The 15,429-nt window shown below is 65.1% G+C and carries 12 protein-coding genes; 7 read left to right on the top strand and 5 right to left on the bottom strand.

The window, feature by feature from the left end:
* The first annotated feature begins 47 nt into the window (after window positions 1-47).
* Window positions 48-941: a DMT family transporter gene (locus ACZK45_RS19180; protein ID WP_253143463.1), complete on the top strand. Its 894-nt coding sequence runs from the start codon at window positions 48-50 to the stop codon at window positions 939-941.
* A gap of 8 nt (window positions 942-949) precedes the next feature.
* Here the strand turns inward: ACZK45_RS19180 and ACZK45_RS19175 are convergent, their stop codons facing one another.
* Both ACZK45_RS19175 and ACZK45_RS19170 read right to left on the bottom strand, forming a co-directional pair.
* On the bottom strand, window positions 950-1,978 hold the full coding sequence (locus tag ACZK45_RS19175) for an IclR family transcriptional regulator (protein WP_049423782.1): 1,029 nt from the start codon (window positions 1,976-1,978) through the stop codon (window positions 950-952).
* A 258-nt stretch (window positions 1,979-2,236) separates the two neighbouring features.
* The gene (locus ACZK45_RS19170; RefSeq protein WP_125892328.1) at window positions 2,237-5,071 is read right to left on the bottom strand and encodes a TonB-dependent receptor; all 2,835 of its coding nucleotides are present in this window, start codon (window positions 5,069-5,071) and stop codon (window positions 2,237-2,239) included.
* A gap of 554 nt (window positions 5,072-5,625) precedes the next feature.
* Between ACZK45_RS19170 and ACZK45_RS19165 the strand changes: the two genes are divergently transcribed.
* On the top strand, window positions 5,626-6,078 hold the full coding sequence (locus tag ACZK45_RS19165; RefSeq protein WP_005419568.1) for a PA2169 family four-helix-bundle protein: 453 nt from the start codon (window positions 5,626-5,628) through the stop codon (window positions 6,076-6,078).
* Window positions 6,079-6,163: 85 nt separating this feature from the next.
* Here the strand turns inward: ACZK45_RS19165 and ACZK45_RS19160 are convergent, their stop codons facing one another.
* Window positions 6,164-7,654 (bottom strand): MFS transporter, encoded by a 1,491-nt coding sequence (locus tag ACZK45_RS19160; protein ID WP_346485215.1) that lies wholly within the window; start codon window positions 7,652-7,654, stop codon window positions 6,164-6,166.
* A 107-nt stretch (window positions 7,655-7,761) separates the two neighbouring features.
* On the opposite strand from ACZK45_RS19160, the gene ACZK45_RS19155 reads away from it, so the two are divergent.
* Together ACZK45_RS19155 and cml are read left to right on the top strand one after the other, a co-directional pair.
* Window positions 7,762-8,667 carry a LysR family transcriptional regulator gene (locus ACZK45_RS19155; protein WP_180837313.1) on the top strand — a complete coding sequence of 302 codons (906 nt, stop codon included), beginning with the start codon at window positions 7,762-7,764 and terminating at the stop codon, window positions 8,665-8,667.
* Window positions 8,668-8,865: 198 nt separating this feature from the next.
* On the top strand, window positions 8,866-10,053 hold the full coding sequence (cml, locus tag ACZK45_RS19150) for a CmlA/FloR family chloramphenicol efflux MFS transporter (RefSeq protein WP_125892332.1): 1,188 nt from the start codon (window positions 8,866-8,868) through the stop codon (window positions 10,051-10,053).
* A gap of 66 nt (window positions 10,054-10,119) precedes the next feature.
* On the opposite strand, the gene ACZK45_RS19145 is transcribed toward cml, so the two are convergent.
* Window positions 10,120-13,476 (bottom strand): autotransporter domain-containing protein, encoded by a 3,357-nt coding sequence (locus tag ACZK45_RS19145; protein WP_180837309.1) that lies wholly within the window; start codon window positions 13,474-13,476, stop codon window positions 10,120-10,122.
* A gap of 188 nt (window positions 13,477-13,664) precedes the next feature.
* On the opposite strand from ACZK45_RS19145, the gene ACZK45_RS19140 reads away from it, so the two are divergent.
* Complete coding sequence (locus ACZK45_RS19140) at window positions 13,665-13,865, top strand: hypothetical protein (RefSeq protein WP_125892384.1); 201 nt, start codon at window positions 13,665-13,667, stop codon at window positions 13,863-13,865.
* A 77-nt stretch (window positions 13,866-13,942) separates the two neighbouring features.
* Here the strand turns inward: ACZK45_RS19140 and ACZK45_RS19135 are convergent, their stop codons facing one another.
* A complete protein-coding gene (locus tag ACZK45_RS19135) occupies window positions 13,943-14,566 on the bottom strand; it encodes a TetR/AcrR family transcriptional regulator (RefSeq protein ID WP_125892336.1) in 624 nt (207 codons plus the stop codon).
* Window positions 14,567-14,687: 121 nt separating this feature from the next.
* On the opposite strand from ACZK45_RS19135, the gene trxA reads away from it, so the two are divergent.
* Window positions 14,688-15,008: a thioredoxin gene (gene trxA, locus ACZK45_RS19130; RefSeq protein WP_478445080.1), complete on the top strand. Its 321-nt coding sequence runs from the start codon at window positions 14,688-14,690 to the stop codon at window positions 15,006-15,008.
* 61 nt (window positions 15,009-15,069) lie between these two features.
* A complete protein-coding gene (locus tag ACZK45_RS19125) occupies window positions 15,070-15,420 on the top strand; it encodes a VOC family protein (protein ID WP_049423747.1) in 351 nt (116 codons plus the stop codon).
* The last annotated feature ends 9 nt before the right edge of the window (window positions 15,421-15,429 follow it).

Here is a 15,429-nt window from a genome sequence, read left to right as displayed (position 1 = left end):
ATGCGCCAAGCGTACGCTGGCCATTCCCCTACGTACACCCGCGTTCCGTGAACTATCTTTTCCCGATCCTCGCCTGCCTGCTGTGGGGCGCGAACACCATCGTTACCAAGCTTGCTTCGGGCTCGGTCGGTCCCATCGACATCGGCTTCTTCCGCTGGCTGGTCGCGGCGGTGGTCCTGCTGCCGTTGGCGCTGCCACGTCTGCGCGAAAACCTGCCGACCGTGCGCGCCAATCTCGGGCGCTTCCTGGTGCTGGGCTGCCTGGGTGGGGTGATGTACCAGTGCCTGGCCTACTATGCGGCGCACTTCACCTCGGCCACCAACATGGGGGTGATCCAGGCGCTGATTCCGTTGATCGCGCTGGCGCTGTCGCGCGTGTTCATGGGCCATCCGGTGCGAGGCACTTCCATTCTTGGCGCGGTGATCTCCACTGCCGGTGTGGTGGCGGTGGTCTCGCAGGGCGACCTGGCACGGCTGGCGGCGCAGGGCCTGAACCGCGGCGACGCGATCATGCTGATCGGCGCATTGGCCTTCGCCGCCTACAACGTGCTGATGCAGCGCTGGAAGATTCCGCTGTCGGTGCTGGAGTCGCTGTTCCTGCAGGCCATCGCTGCATCGCTGATCCTGTTGCCGGTACAGCTGCTGGTCGGCACCGGGGTGAACAACCTCACGGCGGTCGGCTGCATCGGCTTCGCCGCCGTGTGCGCTTCGATCCTGGCGCCGCTGACCTGGATGACCGGACTGTCACGCCTGGGCGCTGCGCGCGTCTCTGGCTTCTTCAACCTGGTGCCAATCGTGACCGCCGCGTTGGCTGTACTGCTGCTGGGAGAATCGCTCAGTGGCTGGGTACTGGGCGGTGGCCTGCTGGCGGTGTCCGGCGTGGTGTTCGCCGAGTACAGCGCCAGGCGCGCCGCCGCAGTGCCGAGCGAGCAGCCCGCATAGGGCTTCGGTCATGCGGGATACGTGTCTCCGCTCAGCGCCTGTTCCACCCGCTGTTGCAGCGCGTCTGCATCATGGCCGCGTTTGCCCTGCAGGCTGAGATACAGCGAAAGCGGATCCACCACATCGCCAATACTGGTGAATGCCGGCGGATAGGCCCAGATCTGCAGCCGTGCGCTCTGAAGGCAGTCCGGGCCGGGCATGGGAAGTGCGCCCAGCAACCGCCACGCATCGATGTGCAGTGCGCGGGTGCCACCGATCGGGGGCGGTGACGTTTCAGCAAGCGCATCGAGGCCTGCCATCGGCGCCGGATGCCCCGCATCGCGGAGTGCCTCGGCGGTCGGGCCCCAGCAGACATCCACTTCCTTCAGGATGGGGGAACGCAGGAACGGCTGTGCCCTGGCCCAGACCTCGTCGCGGTTGCCGGCCAGCTTCAGGAAGCGCTCGCGGCCCCCGGTGGAGCGTTCAACCAGGCCGCGACCGACCAGTTCGGCAGACAGGCGCGACGCCGTCATCGAGGTGTAGCCGGCGACGGCACTGATCTCGCGCGGCGACCACCAGCGCGACTGGCCGCTCAGCAGCACGTGGATCAGTACGGCCTGCGCCGAAGGCAGCAGCGAGATGGCTTTCTTCTCATGATCGGGGTCGTCGCGGAACTCAATGGCCAGGCTCGGCGCGAACAACTGGGTGTGCGGGACCACGAAGTCGATGTGGTTCTCGACCAGGAAGCGGCGCTGGGTCGGCGTGAGATAGGGCGATACGTACAGCACCAGTGCATTCGCTGCAGAGCGCAGGCAGCGCACATCCTGGATCACACGGGTGCTGGATTCGCCCGGCTCGCGGGCCACGGCGAGCATGGCGGGGGTTTCCCCGTACAGCATCAGCCCGGCGAGGTGGTAGCGCGATGCCATCGCGTGGGGAATGGCATGCAATGAAGCAAGTGGATGCACTGCCGAGGCGAGCCCGGGAAGAATCCTGCGCAGGTACCGCTGCGCGTCAGCGACCAGGTCGGTCAGGCCGGTGCGAACTGCCGTCGTCATCTCGTACTTCCCTTGCGGCGGCATGTCCGGAAGATCGGAACCCGGCCACACCGTCACATTCAGTGGTGAACCTGGAGACGGGTGTGCAGTGTCGGGGCGCGTGGCGATCCATGCGGTCCTGCTCCTTAGCCGTCATGACATCAAGTGTTGCCGGGAACCTTGGAGATTCCGTCGAAAAACGATGGAGATTGGGTGGAGGCGGTGTGCATCGTGGCCGGCGGACTCCCCTTCCGCCGGCCACGAGCACGGACCTGCCCGTCAGAAGCGCTGCGAGTACTTCACGTACACGGTGCGGCCGATATCGAAGCCGCCGTAATAGGGGAAGGAGCTGGACGGCTTGGAGAACATGATCGGGCCCTGGTGGTTGAACACGTTGTTCGAACCCAGCGCCACGGTGCCGTCCCACGGCAGCTTGTAGCTGACCTGGATGTCGTGGAAGGCATTGGAGCCGACCTTGCGCAGGGCATCCGGTTCACCGTAGGCGTAGCGGTCGGGCAGGGTGCACGGACGGTTCGGTACGCAGTTTTCAACCATGCCGGAGTAGTAGCGCACGGTGTACTGCGTGCTGAAGTTGCCGAGCTGCCAGTTCACACCCAGGTTCGAGCGCAGGCGGGAAATGCCCGGCTGGCCGATCCGGCCCATCATGATCGTATCGCCGGCCGAGTTCTGGTTCTCCTCGTCGTACTTGGAGACATAGCTGTTCTGCAGGTCGATGGTGAAGCGGCCGAACGAGAACTCGGGCAGGCGGTAGCGGATACCCAGGTCCCAGCCTTCGGTTTCCATCGAGCCCAGATTGGCCAGACCGTAGAACATGCTGGTGATGTGGCCATCGCCAGCGCGCTTGACGCTGCCACAACGCGAAGCGTTGCCGAGCACGTAGCAGTCACGCAGGATGCGGTCGACGCTGTCCTGGATGATCATGTTGGTGATCTTGTAGCTGTACCAGTCGAGGTTGATGTCCAGCCCGTCCACCCAGCGCGGGCTCCAGACCACGCCCACGGTCTTGCTCTTGGACTCTTCCGGGCGCAGCTTCGGATCGGAGCCGGTGGTGAACTCGTCAGGCGTGGCGCACGGATAGCTGGCGCAGGGCTTCAGGCTCTGGTTCAGCTGCTGGTAGCCCAGCGGGACGCCGGCGGCGTTGCAGGCGGCATTGCCGTTGACGCTGTTGGTGGCGCCGATGCCGCACGGGTCGACATAGGTTTCGAAGCTGGTTCCCAGGCCGCCATACAGATCGGAGATGCTCGGTGCGCGGAAGCCTTCGGCGAAGGTGCCACGGATCATGAGCTCTTCGATCGGACGCCAGGCGAAGCTCGCCTTGGAGTTGGTGGTGCTGCCGAAGTTGCTGTAGTCGGAGTAGCGCGTAGCCAGGTTCACGGTCAGTTCCTTGGCGAACGGCAGGTCGCGCAGGATCGGCACGTTCACTTCGGCGAAGAACTCGTTGAGGCTGTAGTCACCGGCGGTGGTGGATGCGCCCAGTGCAGTGCTCTGGCGCGACTGGGCGAAGGCATCGGGCACGAAGCGGCCTTCTTCCTTGCGGTACTGATACCCCAGGGCGACGGACAGGTCACCGGCAGGCAGTTCGATCACCGGGCCGGAGATGTTGGCGAAGTAACTGCGGGTCTTGGTGATGCCGGTATCGTTGAACGTCGGGAACAAGAAGCGCTGCAGTTCGGGATCGGAGAGAGAGCCAGCCCCCGCGACCCCGAACGGCAGCAAAGGATTCCAGGCCAGGCAACCCGAGACCGGCGATGCCGCCGTGCCACACCGGGCCACACCGTTGGCATCGAGGTAGGAGGGCCCCAATGCCTGCCGGGAAGCGATCAGGCTCATGTCGCCACGGCCTGTTTTTGTAACTTCATTGCGGTTGAACAACGCGCCGACTTCCCAGTCGTACGTCTTGGTCCCCAGCTCGAAGTAGCCGGACAGACTGGGTGCAACCCGCAGCGACTTCAGCTTGCTTTCGGTCGTGCGCGGCACTTCCCACAGGCGGCGATTGAACGCGATGCCGTGGTCGAGCGGGTTGAATACGCTGGCCGCGTCCAGGGGCGTGCCGAACTTGGTCGACTGGTACGGGTAGCCCGCGATCTGCTGGTCGGTGGTGCGCTCGTTGTAGCCGATGTCGGCAGTGAACTTGATCTGGTCGGTCAGCGCATAGTCCGTGCTCAGGAACAGCGAGCGGCGCTCGATGCCGGTCTGCAGGTGCATCTGGTCGTTGCCGTTGGCGAACTCGGCCGGCGTGATCGGGTGGTAGTCGTTCGGGTTCTTCGGATCGCCGCCACGATTGAGGGTCTTGAATACGGCATCACCGGTATTGCACTTGTAGAGCGCCGGGTCGCACCACGAACCGTTCTGGCTGATGTTGCTCCAGTCCGCGCCCGGATAGTTGGGGCCGGCGCCGCCGTACCGGGAGAACTCCCGGTCGCGGGCAAACACCGGGTCTGACTTCTGGTATTCCAGTGCGAGCGTGTACCCGCCACGCTCCCCACGGGCGCCGGTGACCAGCGAGAATGTGCTGTCCTTGCCATCGCCCTGGCTGAACTGCCCGTGCTGCATGGACACTTCCAGGCCTTCGTAGTTCTTGCGGGTGATGATGTTGACCACGCCAGCGATTGCATCCGAGCCGTACAGCGAGGAGGCGCCGTCCTTCAGCACGTCGATGCGTTCCACCGCGCTCATCGGAATCTGGCTGAGATCCTGCAGGCCGCTGGTGGTGGCGCCGAGCCGCTTGCCGTTGACCAGAACCAGGGTGCGCGTGGCACCCAGATTGCGGATGTTGACGTAGTAGCCGCCAACGTTCTCGCCGGACGCCAACGCGCGCGCACGCGAGATGGTCGGCGCGCCGGTGGAGGTCAGGTTCTGCAGCAGGTCGGCGATGGTGGTGAAGCCCTGCTGCTCGATCATCGCGCGGGTGATGGCGATGATCGGCTGCTGCGTTTCGATATCCACGCTGCGGATGGCCGAACCGGTAACCTGGATGCGATCGAGGTTCTTCGGTGTTCTATCGCTGTCATCCTGCGCATGCGCGGCCGGTGACCAGGCAGCGGCCAAGGCCGTGCCCACTGCCAGGGAAAGCAGGGTGTACTTGTAGTGCATTTGGCTCTCTCCAAATCCAGTTGAATGGGTTTCCGCATCGCTGCGTGGAAACCGATCTGAAATCCCGCTGTGCGGAATCGGAAGGAACCTAACACTCCGTTTACAACTCGATTACGTTATGGACGCGTTATCGTCGCGCGCCGGATACAGCGTTCATGCACAGGCCATGCACGAAACCGCGACGCGCACCAAGGGTGCTCTGCTTCAGTCTGGCTGCGGGCTGATGACAGACTCCAGGAGACATCCGATGAATACCCCCGGCAAACCAAGACCCACGTGGAAACAGTGGCATGTGCTGTTGCTGGTGCTTGCCATCGCATTGTTGGTGACGCTGATCATCGTCATCGCGCCATGGTGAATCGTCGGCGTTCTGCTCAGGTACCGTGAACGCGGAAATGCGACGGGATGAAGGAGTCAGGGCGCGTTGAGGGTGGTGATGCATGCATCAATTCGTACTCACCCAATCGGCACATTCAAACCTCCACAGTGGTCCCGAAGGCAACGCACTCGCGCTGTCATTCTCCATAGACCATCGAGCACACAGGAGCGATTCCATGAGCACCCAGTCCACCATCGAACACCGCCTCAACGATCTGATCGAGATCGCCCGCGACGGAAAGTCGTTCTACGAGGAAGCTGCGACCAAGGTGAAGGATGCCGAACTGTCGGCCCTGTTCACTCGTATTGCCGGCGTCAAGGGCCGCATCGTCGCCGCACTGAGTGGCTCCGTTGCTGCCAGCGGTGGCAAGCCGGCCGAGCACGGCACCGTGGTCGGTTCGATGCAGCAGTTCTATGGCAAGGTCCGCGCTGCATTCGGCGACACCAACTATGGTTACGTGGCCGAGCTGGAAGAGTCCGAAGACCGGCTGCTTGGCGCGTTCAAGGACGTGCTGAAGGATAACGAACTGCCGCCGGCCGTGCGCCAGGAAGTCACCCAGCTGCTGCCTGAAGTGCAGGAGTGCCATAACGTGATGCGTGCTCGCAAGCACGCCATGAAGGCGGCCTGACGATCATCGGCGGCCTTCTCCCCGGGGCCGCCACGGTCGGGGCAGCGTGGCTGCCCCGGCCATCTTTGCAACCAGCGCTCCAACATCATCGCCGCGTGGTGCTACGGCCCAGCAGCAACACCGCAAGGCTGGCCAGCAGCGCGGCGATGGCCGACGTCCACAGTGCACTGGCAAATCCATGGCTGTAGATCGCCTGTGCGAAGGCGGCGGTGCGCGCATCGGCGAAGGTGCCGGTAGCGATCGCATCGGCCATGGGCAGTACGTTGCGCGCGGGAACCGCCGCGGACAGTGCGCTGCGGATGCCCAGGCTCAAGGCACTGGACAGTACGGTGAATCCGAGCAGGATGCCGACAAAGCGCGTGGTCGCGCTGATGCCGGAGGCCATGCCGGCGCGCTCGCGCGGTGCCGCGCCGATGATGGCTTTGGATGTCTCGCCATTGAGGATGCCGCCGCCGGCACCGATCACCACCATTGCGACGAGTGCCAGCCACGGCAGGTGCTGCCACGCGGCCAGTCCGGCCACGGCATTGCCCGCGGCGGTGACCGACAGCCCGATCGCCAGCACCGCCGGACTGGTCAGATGGCGACCGAGCCGCCGGCCCACGCTGGGAAACAGCAGCATCGCCGCAGCGAACGGAAGCATGCCAGCACCGGCAGCCAGTACGCTCAGGCCGATGCCGTTCTGCAGGTACTGCGGCAGCATCGATGCCATCACCTGTGCGCTGACCGAATAGCCGACCATGGCAATGAGTGCGCCGACGAAACGCGGACTGGCCAGCAGCCCGAGATCGACCATGGGATGTGACCGTGCCCGTTCAACGATGACGAAGGCAACAGCCATGATGATGGCCAGGCCCAGCCCAATCAGCGCCGGGGCCGATGACCATCCTTCTGCCAGTCCTTCCACCAGGAAGAACACGATGCCGAAGATGGCAGCGCTGAACGTGATGATGCCGGGTGGATCGAGCGGGCGGACCACGCTGTCTGACGACTCGGGTATCCAGCGCAGCGTGCCGTAGCCGAGCAGGCCCAGGAACGGCAGGATCGCGACGAACACCGCGCGCCAGCCCCAGAGTGCGGACAGCACGCCGCCGATCAGCGGTGAGAGCACCATCATCACGCCCATGGCTGTGCCCCAGAACGCCCATGCAGTGTCCTTGGCGGCCCCCTCGTGGTACGTGTGGCCGATGATCGACAGCGAGGGTGCCAGCAGAAAGGCCGCGCCAATGCCCTGCAGAGCCCGCGCCAGGTAGAGCAGGGCAGCACCGGGCGCCAGTGCACAGAGCAGAGAGGTGAGGGCGAACAGGCTGATGCCGATCAGCAGCACCCGGCGGCGGCCGTAGCGGTCGGCGACAGCGCCGGCGGGCAGCAGCAGTGAGGTGAAGGACAGGATGTAGGCACTGATCACCCACTCGATATCCGCGAATCCGGCGTGCAGGTCACGCGCGATGCTGGGCAATGCGACCGCGACGGCATTGGTCTCCAGCACGGTCATCGTGCAGCCCAGCGAGGCCACCAGCAGGACCGCGTCAGGCAGCGTGTGCCGTGCAGGCGAAGGGGGAGGAGAGGGCGGCACCGGTCACTCGCAGGAAGGGGAGGACGGCCATTCCATCAATGATCGGTGTTTGTTTCATTCTCGGTGTTTTCTGGTTACGTTAGCTTTAACCTAACGAAATGCCGCCCATGGAACGCCGTCACCTGGAGTACTTCGTGACCCTGGCCGAGGAACTGCACTTCGGTCGTGCGGCCCTGCGCCTGGGAATTGCCACTCCCACGCTGAGCGTGCAGATCCAGGACATCGAGCGTCGGCTCGGCACGCGCCTGTTCGACCGCGGCCGGCGCGAGGTGCTGCTGACCTCGGCAGGCGAGGTGTTCCTGGCGGAAGCCCGTGATGTGCTGCGCCGGTTCGAACAGGCCGAAACCCTGGGCCGGCGCGCGGGGCGGGGTGAAATCGGCAAGATCGAGATCGGCTATGTCGGCTCGGCGCTGTATGCCGGAGCATTGCAGGATCAGCTCAGCCGGTTCCGCAGCCGCTACCCGGGCGTGGAACTGCAGGTGAGCGAATGGCCGATGGGCGAGCTCCCGCAGCTGCTGCAGGAAGGACGGGTGGATGTGGTGTTCTGCCGGCCTCCGATGGATGTGCCCGACAGTTTCGGCGAACACACCCTGGTCGAAGACCAGTTCTGCGTGGCCCTGCCGGAAACCCATCCGCTGGCGCAGGCCCGGTCGCCGGTGCAGCCGGCGTCATTGGCCCGGGAGGGTTTCGTCATGCCGGAGCAGCCGGTGGGCGCAATGGAAGTCGGGCGCCGCGGCGGGTTCATTCCACGTATCCGTTCCCAGCCCGGGCATCTGGCGGCGGTGTTGGCCGAGGTGTCGGTCGGCGTTGGTTCGGTGGCGATCGTGCCATCGGTACTGCAACGCACGCTGGTGCTGCCCGGAATGATCTATCTGCCACTGGCGGGCCCCACCATCGTCTCGACCATCGCTGTGCAGTACCGGCGGGCAGAGACTTCGCCAGTGGTGCGGCGGCTGATCGAGCAGGTGAAGGATACACCGTGCAGGCGCATCGACATGTTGCCCCTGGCCTGAGCGCCGCGCGGCAGGTGGACGATTGCTACACTGGTGCCACCTGCATTCGCATTCGATGGACACCATGAACAACGGGAACGGTCCGCAGACAGTTCGCTGAGCCGCAACAACGATGCAGACGTTGTTGCGGTGATCATCCCTGCGATGCACGCGAATTGGATGGATCACCGCCGGATTCACTCTGGGCGGAGACTCCCCATGTTCAATCGACAGGCCCCGCGTTGGGCCCACCCGCTGCCATCGGCCATTGTGCTGATGGCGCCGTTCGACCTCCTGGCCTCGCTGGCCATGGACATCTATCTTCCTGTGGTGCCGGTGATGCCGCAGGCATTGCAGACATCACCGACGCTGGTGCAGCTCACCTTGAGCATCTACCTGCTGGTACTTGGCCTCGGCCAGTTGCTGTTCGGCCCGTTGTCCGACCGCATCGGGCGGCGGCCGGTCCTGTTGCTGGGGGCGTTGCTGTTCGCGCTTTCGTCGTTCGCGCTGGCCATGTCCAGCAGTGGCGCGGCATTCCTGGCCTGGCGAACCGTACAGGCGGTGGGGGCGTCGGCGGCACTGGTGGCGACCTTTGCCACGGTGCGTGATGTGTATGCTGATACAGCCGAAGGCGCGTCGCTGTACGGGCTGTTTGCCTCGATGCTGGCCTTCGTGCCGGCGCTGGGACCGATCCTCGGCGCGCTGCTGGCAGGCGCCTTCGGCTGGCGCGCGATCTTCGTTCTGCTCGGCGTACTGGGCATGATCGCCGGCATGCGCGCGGTACGGCATTGGCAGGAAACCCGCCCGCAGTGCCGGGACGCGTCGCGACCCGCGGTACGACGCATCCTCGGCAGCGGCGCGTTCTGGGTCTACACGCTGGGCTTCAGTGCGGGCATGGGCACGTTCTTCGTGTTCTTCTCGGTCGCGCCCCGGCTGCTGGTCGGGCGCATGCAGTACTCGCCGCTGTCGTTCAGCCTGGCCTTCGCCACGGTGGCGCTGGTGATGATCGTCACGGCGCGGATGGCGAACGTGTGCATTGCCCGCTGGAACGTGCGCGGTACCTTCCTGCGTGGCCTGTGGGTGATGGTGGCCGGGGTACTGCTGATGGCGTTGGCCGCAGCGCGGCCTCCCTCGTTCGTCGGAGTGGTGCTGCCCATGTGGGGCATCGCGGTGGGGCTGGTGATGGTGGTTTCGGTGGCTGCAAGCGGCGCGCTGCGTGATTTCGCCGATGCGTCAGGTACGGCGGTGGCCCTGTACTACGCCGTGCAGAGCCTGATCGTGGCAGGCATCGGCACGCTGGTTACCCTCGTGCTGCCCGGCGATACAGTGTGGCCGCTGGTGGCCTATGGGTTGCTGTTGCCACTTGCCAGCCTGGCAGGTGCCGCCGCGCTGCGGCATCGCGCATAACGCTGGGTGGCGGGCAAAAAAGGGGGCGGCCGCAAGGCCGCCCCAACCCGTCAAGAGAGCACGTGTTTAGAAGCGCACAGACCAGCGTGCGGTGGCGCCATGGTCGCGGCTTTCACTGCCGAACTGGCCGCTGTAGCCCAGCTCCAGCTGCTGCCGCGGGGTCAGCCACGCCGACAGGCCCAGCTCGGCCACCACGGCGTTGTCGGCAATTGGTGCGCCCTCGACCGCGAAGGTGCTGCTGCTGTTGGCGAAGGCCAGGTTGGCCACCTGGCTGCGGTCGCCAGAGGCGCGGCGATAGCCCACGCCACCGCGCAGGTGCAGCCAGCTGTCCTGCTGGAACGATGCCTTCAGGCCCTTGTCGAAGCGCAGGCCAGCGGTGGCGATGGTGGTGCCGGTGTCGTCCACCTTGCCGTGCAGTGCGGCCGCGCCGCCACGCTCGTTGATCTGCTTCAGGTCCACTTCCACGCGGGCGACCTGCAGGTACGGCTCCAGCCCGCCTTCCGCATTGCCGAAGCGGTAGCCCGCTTCGATGAAGGCCTGGCGCGTACGTGCGTTGTAGCGCGCGCTGAGGCTGTCGCTGAAGCCGGCGAAGGCAACATCACGCGTGCTCTTCACTTCGTTGCGGCTCCATGCCACGCCACCACGCAGGCCGAAGCCGCCCCAGGTGTGGCTGGCATAGGCGCCGAAGTGCGTGTTGTCGATCTTCGACTTGGCACGACGCTCCTGCTGCTTCACGTCGGTGCGGCCTGTACCGGCCAGCACGCCGATCTGCCAGCCACCGAACTCGCGGTCGATGCCGACCAGCAGGCCGTTGCTGTTGGCGTCGGTGCGCGCGGTGTTGCTGTTGCCATCCAGCTTGCTGTTGCCGCCCAGTGCCTGCACCCAGGCGCCGGTGGCATCACCCGCATCGGCACCGGGTGCGGTGGCACCGGCACGACGTGACAGTGCGGCATCGCGCACATAGCGGCTGCCCTCGACCAGGGCCAGCGCCGTGGCCGGATGCAGCTCGCCGCTGAGGCCATCGAGCACGCCACCCACCTGTTGCGGGAACAGTTGGGTCAGCGGCTTGGGCAGGCCCTGGTTGATCGCCAGTCCATCGGCCACCGCCGCGGCCGCACGCTGGTTCGGCGTGGTGGCGGCGCTGGCGAGCGAGGCACCCCGGGTCACGTCGATGCGGGTGCCATTGGCGCCGTAGGCCAGGCTGAACTGCAGGAACGGCGAGAACGCGCTGAAGTCGGTTTTCGCGAACTGGCCGCTGACACCGCCGTCGGCGCGGATGAAATTGAACTGCTCGCCGAGGTAGTAGGTACCCGGCTCCGGCAGCGCGACCAGGGTGCCGCCGAGAGTGGCGGTGCCGGTTACGTGCAACTGGTCACTGCGGCCGCCCGGGGCAAGTTCGGCGGCATAGACGCCGGTTGCACCCTGCACGTAGTTGCCGTTGATGGTCAGCGTGCCGATCGAATTGCCGGGCGCGATGATGCCGTCCACACGGGTGTTGCCCAGCGTGCCGATGCCCTTCAGCAGGCCGTTGGCACCGACCGTGGTGGTGCCGCCGGTCTGCGTGCCGTTGAAGGACACCACGCCACCGTTGACCGTCAGGTTGCTGTCCTTCAGCAGGCCGCTGCTGCTGACCGTGCTCACGCCTCCAGTGGTGTTCAGGGCGGTGGAGACCAGCGAGCCGTTGAGCAGGAACTGGCCACCCTGGACTTCGACCGCTGACGTGAGTGTGTTGGTGCCGTTCAATTCCAGCGTGCCGTCCTGCAGCACTGCGCCGTTGAAGGTGTTGCCACCACTCAGGCGCAGCCAGCCGATGCCGGACTTGGTCAGCTTGCCGGGGCCGCCGATGTCGTTGGTCCAGTCATCCCAGGCATCGCCTTCCCACACCTTCAGGCCACCGGCCTTCTGGTTCATCACCACGTTGGTGTCCACGCGCAGCGAGCCGTAGCCTTCGATGGCCTTGCGCAGGTCGACCATGCCCCAGCCGTAGATCGGATCGATGCCTGCTGCACCCAGGTCGCGTGCGGTGGTCAGCAACACGTCGCGGACCTGGGCGTTGTCCAGATAGGGGAAGCGCTCCATCAGCAGGCCGAGCGCGCCGGTGATGTGTGGCGCCGCCATCGACGTGCCCGTCTTGGTGCCATAGACGTACTGGGTGCTCTCGCTGTCGATGATCAGGCGGACATAGGCGGAAGTGTTCTCGACGCGACCCTGGATATCACCGGACACAATGGTGCTCAGGATGTCGGTGCCCGGTGCCGAGATGCACCAGTTGGCGGCAACGCCGCAGATGCTGGAACTGCCATCGATCACGTAGTCGGTTTCGCCCGCAGCAGCGTTGGGCCGGCGGACGTTGGCCACGGCCAGCCAGTACGGTTCAAGTTCCGGCCTCCAGCGCGGCATGGCGGCCGTGATTCCGGCGACGGCGCCACTGCCGTTACCAGCCGACCACACCTGGATGAGGGTGGAGGAGGGGGCATCGCCATCGTTGGCGTAGATGCTGCCATACACGCCGTAGCCGTCACCGATCGCTGCATACTGTGCATCCAGCGCGGCAGCAGTCATGTTGCGGGTAGAGATACCCCAGCTGTGGTTGATGGCGCGCACGCCCTGCGCCTGGATCTGCGCATACATATCCAAGGTAGCGGTGTCATCGGGATCGGTGCGATATAGCGCGCGCGGACGATAGAAGTTGTCCGGATCCAGGCGCCACTCATAGTAGGTATCACCAAACACACGGGCTGCGGTCAGGTTCGAACCGAATGCTACGCCATGCATGCCTTTGCCATCGCGGTTGGCACCGATGGTACCCAGCACGTGGGTGCCGTGGTCGGCGTAGCTGAAGCCATAGGGCTGGCCTGCCGCGATCAGGCGTGCGGCCAGTGCGGCGGGAACGCCGGGGCCAAGGCCGTAGTAGTTGTAGCCTGGCTGCTCGCCACGGGTTTGTTCGCAGGCACCGGTACCGGCCACCACGCCTGGCGTGGCGCAGTCCGCGCCGATGGTGATGCTGGACGTATTGCGCCCCGCAAATTCCTGATGGGCCAGTGCCGAGCCCGAATCGAACAGGGCAAGACGTACGCCCTGGCCGGTCAGTCCACGTGCATAGGCGTAATCGGCCCCCATCGCACCCAGCCCCCAGTCAGCGTTGAATTCATCGCTGCGCCAACTGGCTGCATCGCCGGGGTTGCCGAGAACGGACGTGTTGGCCGCCGCTGGCGTGGTGGCCGTCGGTGCTGCGGACGCGCCGACGCCTGGTTGCGCCCAGGCCGCCTGCAACTGGCGCTGTTGTTGCCAGACCTCGAATGAGTCGTTGGCCATGGCGGGCAACGTGCTGGCAAGCAGCAATGTGCTGGTGACCGCCAGCGCGAGGCGGCTGTGCAGGGGAGAACGGGAGTGGGACGAACGGCCGTGCAGCGGGTGATTCATCGGACAACTTCCTTGATTGACGGACAACAAGGCCGTTAACCCCGCAGCGCGCCGATCACCCCCAGTGGTGTTAAGGAAATTTAATGAACAGGTTAATGTTCCGTGACACGGGCGTTCACTCCATCTCCCGAGGGCCTCGCTACCGTGGCCCGGCCTGGGCTCACCAGGCTTATCAAGGAGTGATGTCGATGCGTACTTTCAGGAAAATGATCGTGGGTGCGGTGTTCGCCTTGACCTGCAGCGGTTCGGTTGCTGTGGCTGGGCCGATTCCGCCATGCGATCTTCCCTGTTGGAAGGCTTACCAGGCCTGTCTGTCCGGTGGCGGTGACGCGATGGAATGCCAGTACGAATACGATCGTTGCGTCATGGATCGCTGCGGCGCCGTGTAAGCAGTGGCAACGCAGGACTGATGGCGAGCCCCGTCATTGACGGGGCTCTTCTGTTTCAGTGCAACGGACGCCTGCGATCAGTGCTGGCGCGCGGCCCGCAGTGCGTTGCAGTCCCAGATCGCCATCAGCGCATCCACGGCAGCATGCAGCTCGGTGGCACGGCGCCCATCCCGGGCCTGGATGGCGATGCCCTTGAGGAACACGTCGAAGGCGGTGGCCAGCGCGGTGCAGTCGACGTCCGGGCAAAGTTCGCCCACATCACGGCCAGCCTGCACGCAGGCGGTGATGGCCTGGCTGGTCTGCCGGCGCGCCTGCTCGACCTGTGCGGCGATGTCCTCATGGCCTTCGAAACAGTTCAGGCCGGACAGTACCGCCATGCAGCCGCGCGGGCGGGTGCGCGAGGTCTGTGCGGTCACAGCGGCATGCAGGGTGCGTCGCATCGCCTCGCGTGGGCCGTCGGTGGTGTCCGCCAGCAAAGTGGCCAACTGGCCGCAGGACTGCATGTAGAGCGACAGGCATTCGCCGAACAACGCCTCCTTGGAGCCGAACGCCGCATAGAAGCTTGCAGGCGAAAGCCCTCCCAGCGCGCTGCGCAGGTCGTTGAGCGTGGTTGCCTCGTAGCCGCGTTCCCAGAACAACAGCATCGCTTGTTCCACAGCGTCGTCGCGGTCGAATTCGCGGGGGCGGCCAGTGCGCGCCATGAGTAAGCCAGGGTCAGGGGAATGACTTAAAGACTAGTCATTCCAGAATTCATTGACAAGTCAGCCGGTGGCACTCAACTTATGGAGCGTACATTCCATAACTGATGCAGGGAGTTTGAACATGATCAGCCAGTTGACCAGCGGCAACTTCGACATGGCCGTACGCAACGCGCCGGGCGTGCACGTAATCCGTTTCTGGGCCGAGTGGTGTCACCCATGCCGGGTGATGCAGCCGATGTTCGAGCAGGCAGCGGATGAGTTGAACAGACTGGTTCATTTCGCTGAGGTGAACATCGACGAATCGCCGGCGCTGCCCAACGAGTTCGGCGTGATGAGCATTCCGACCATGGTGGTGGTGCGCGATGGCAAGCCGGTGGCCCGCACCGTTGGCGCGTTGCCGAAGAGCGCGATCACCCAGCTTGCGATGAGCCATCTGGGCTGAGCACGCTTGCAGGCCATGCACGCAGCGGCGAGGATGGGGAATCGCATCGGAGCCGCCGCACATGGCCGTCAAACGTGTCGTCGCCAACATCGCCACGCCTGACCCTGCGCGTGCCGCAGCGTTCTATGGCGAGCTACTGGGCATGCCGGTGGTGATGGACCACGGCTGGATCGTCACCCATGGCGGCGAGGGTAGCGCGCTGGCGCAGGTCAGCTTTGCCACTGAAGGGGGATCCGGCACCGCAGTGCCGGACCTGTCGATAGAAGTGGACAATCTGCAACAGGTACTGGAGCGCATGCGCGCGGCCGGCATCCCGCTGGAATATGGCCCCGCCGATGAGCCCTGGGGGGTGCGCCGCTTCTTCGTCCGTGACCCGTTCGGGCGGTTGTTGAACATCCTCGCCCACATCTGAGCAACAGAA

The sequence above is a fragment of the Stenotrophomonas sp. 63632_Sma genome (assembly GCF_056482875.1).
The sequence above is the reverse complement of the archived record's forward strand: the minus strand, read 5'-3'. Positions and strand labels throughout refer to the sequence as shown.

Coding starts and splice junctions, on each gene's coding strand:
- ACZK45_RS19175 (WP_049423782.1), bottom strand. CDS start 1,978: ATGACGACGGCAGTTCGCACCGGCCTGACCGACCTGGTCGCTGACGCG.
- ACZK45_RS19135 (WP_125892336.1), bottom strand. CDS start 14,566: ATGGCGCGCACTGGCCGCCCCCGCGAATTCGACCGCGACGACGCTGTG.
- ACZK45_RS19155 (WP_180837313.1), top strand. CDS start 7,762: ATGGAACGCCGTCACCTGGAGTACTTCGTGACCCTGGCCGAGGAACTG.
- cml (WP_125892332.1), top strand. CDS start 8,866: ATGTTCAATCGACAGGCCCCGCGTTGGGCCCACCCGCTGCCATCGGCC.
- ACZK45_RS19165 (WP_005419568.1), top strand. CDS start 5,626: ATGAGCACCCAGTCCACCATCGAACACCGCCTCAACGATCTGATCGAG.
- trxA (WP_478445080.1), top strand. CDS start 14,688: ATGATCAGCCAGTTGACCAGCGGCAACTTCGACATGGCCGTACGCAAC.
- ACZK45_RS19145 (WP_180837309.1), bottom strand. CDS start 13,476: ATGAATCACCCGCTGCACGGCCGTTCGTCCCACTCCCGTTCTCCCCTG.
- ACZK45_RS19170 (WP_125892328.1), bottom strand. CDS start 5,071: ATGCACTACAAGTACACCCTGCTTTCCCTGGCAGTGGGCACGGCCTTG.
- ACZK45_RS19125 (WP_049423747.1), top strand. CDS start 15,070: ATGGCCGTCAAACGTGTCGTCGCCAACATCGCCACGCCTGACCCTGCG.
- ACZK45_RS19140 (WP_125892384.1), top strand. CDS start 13,665: ATGCGTACTTTCAGGAAAATGATCGTGGGTGCGGTGTTCGCCTTGACC.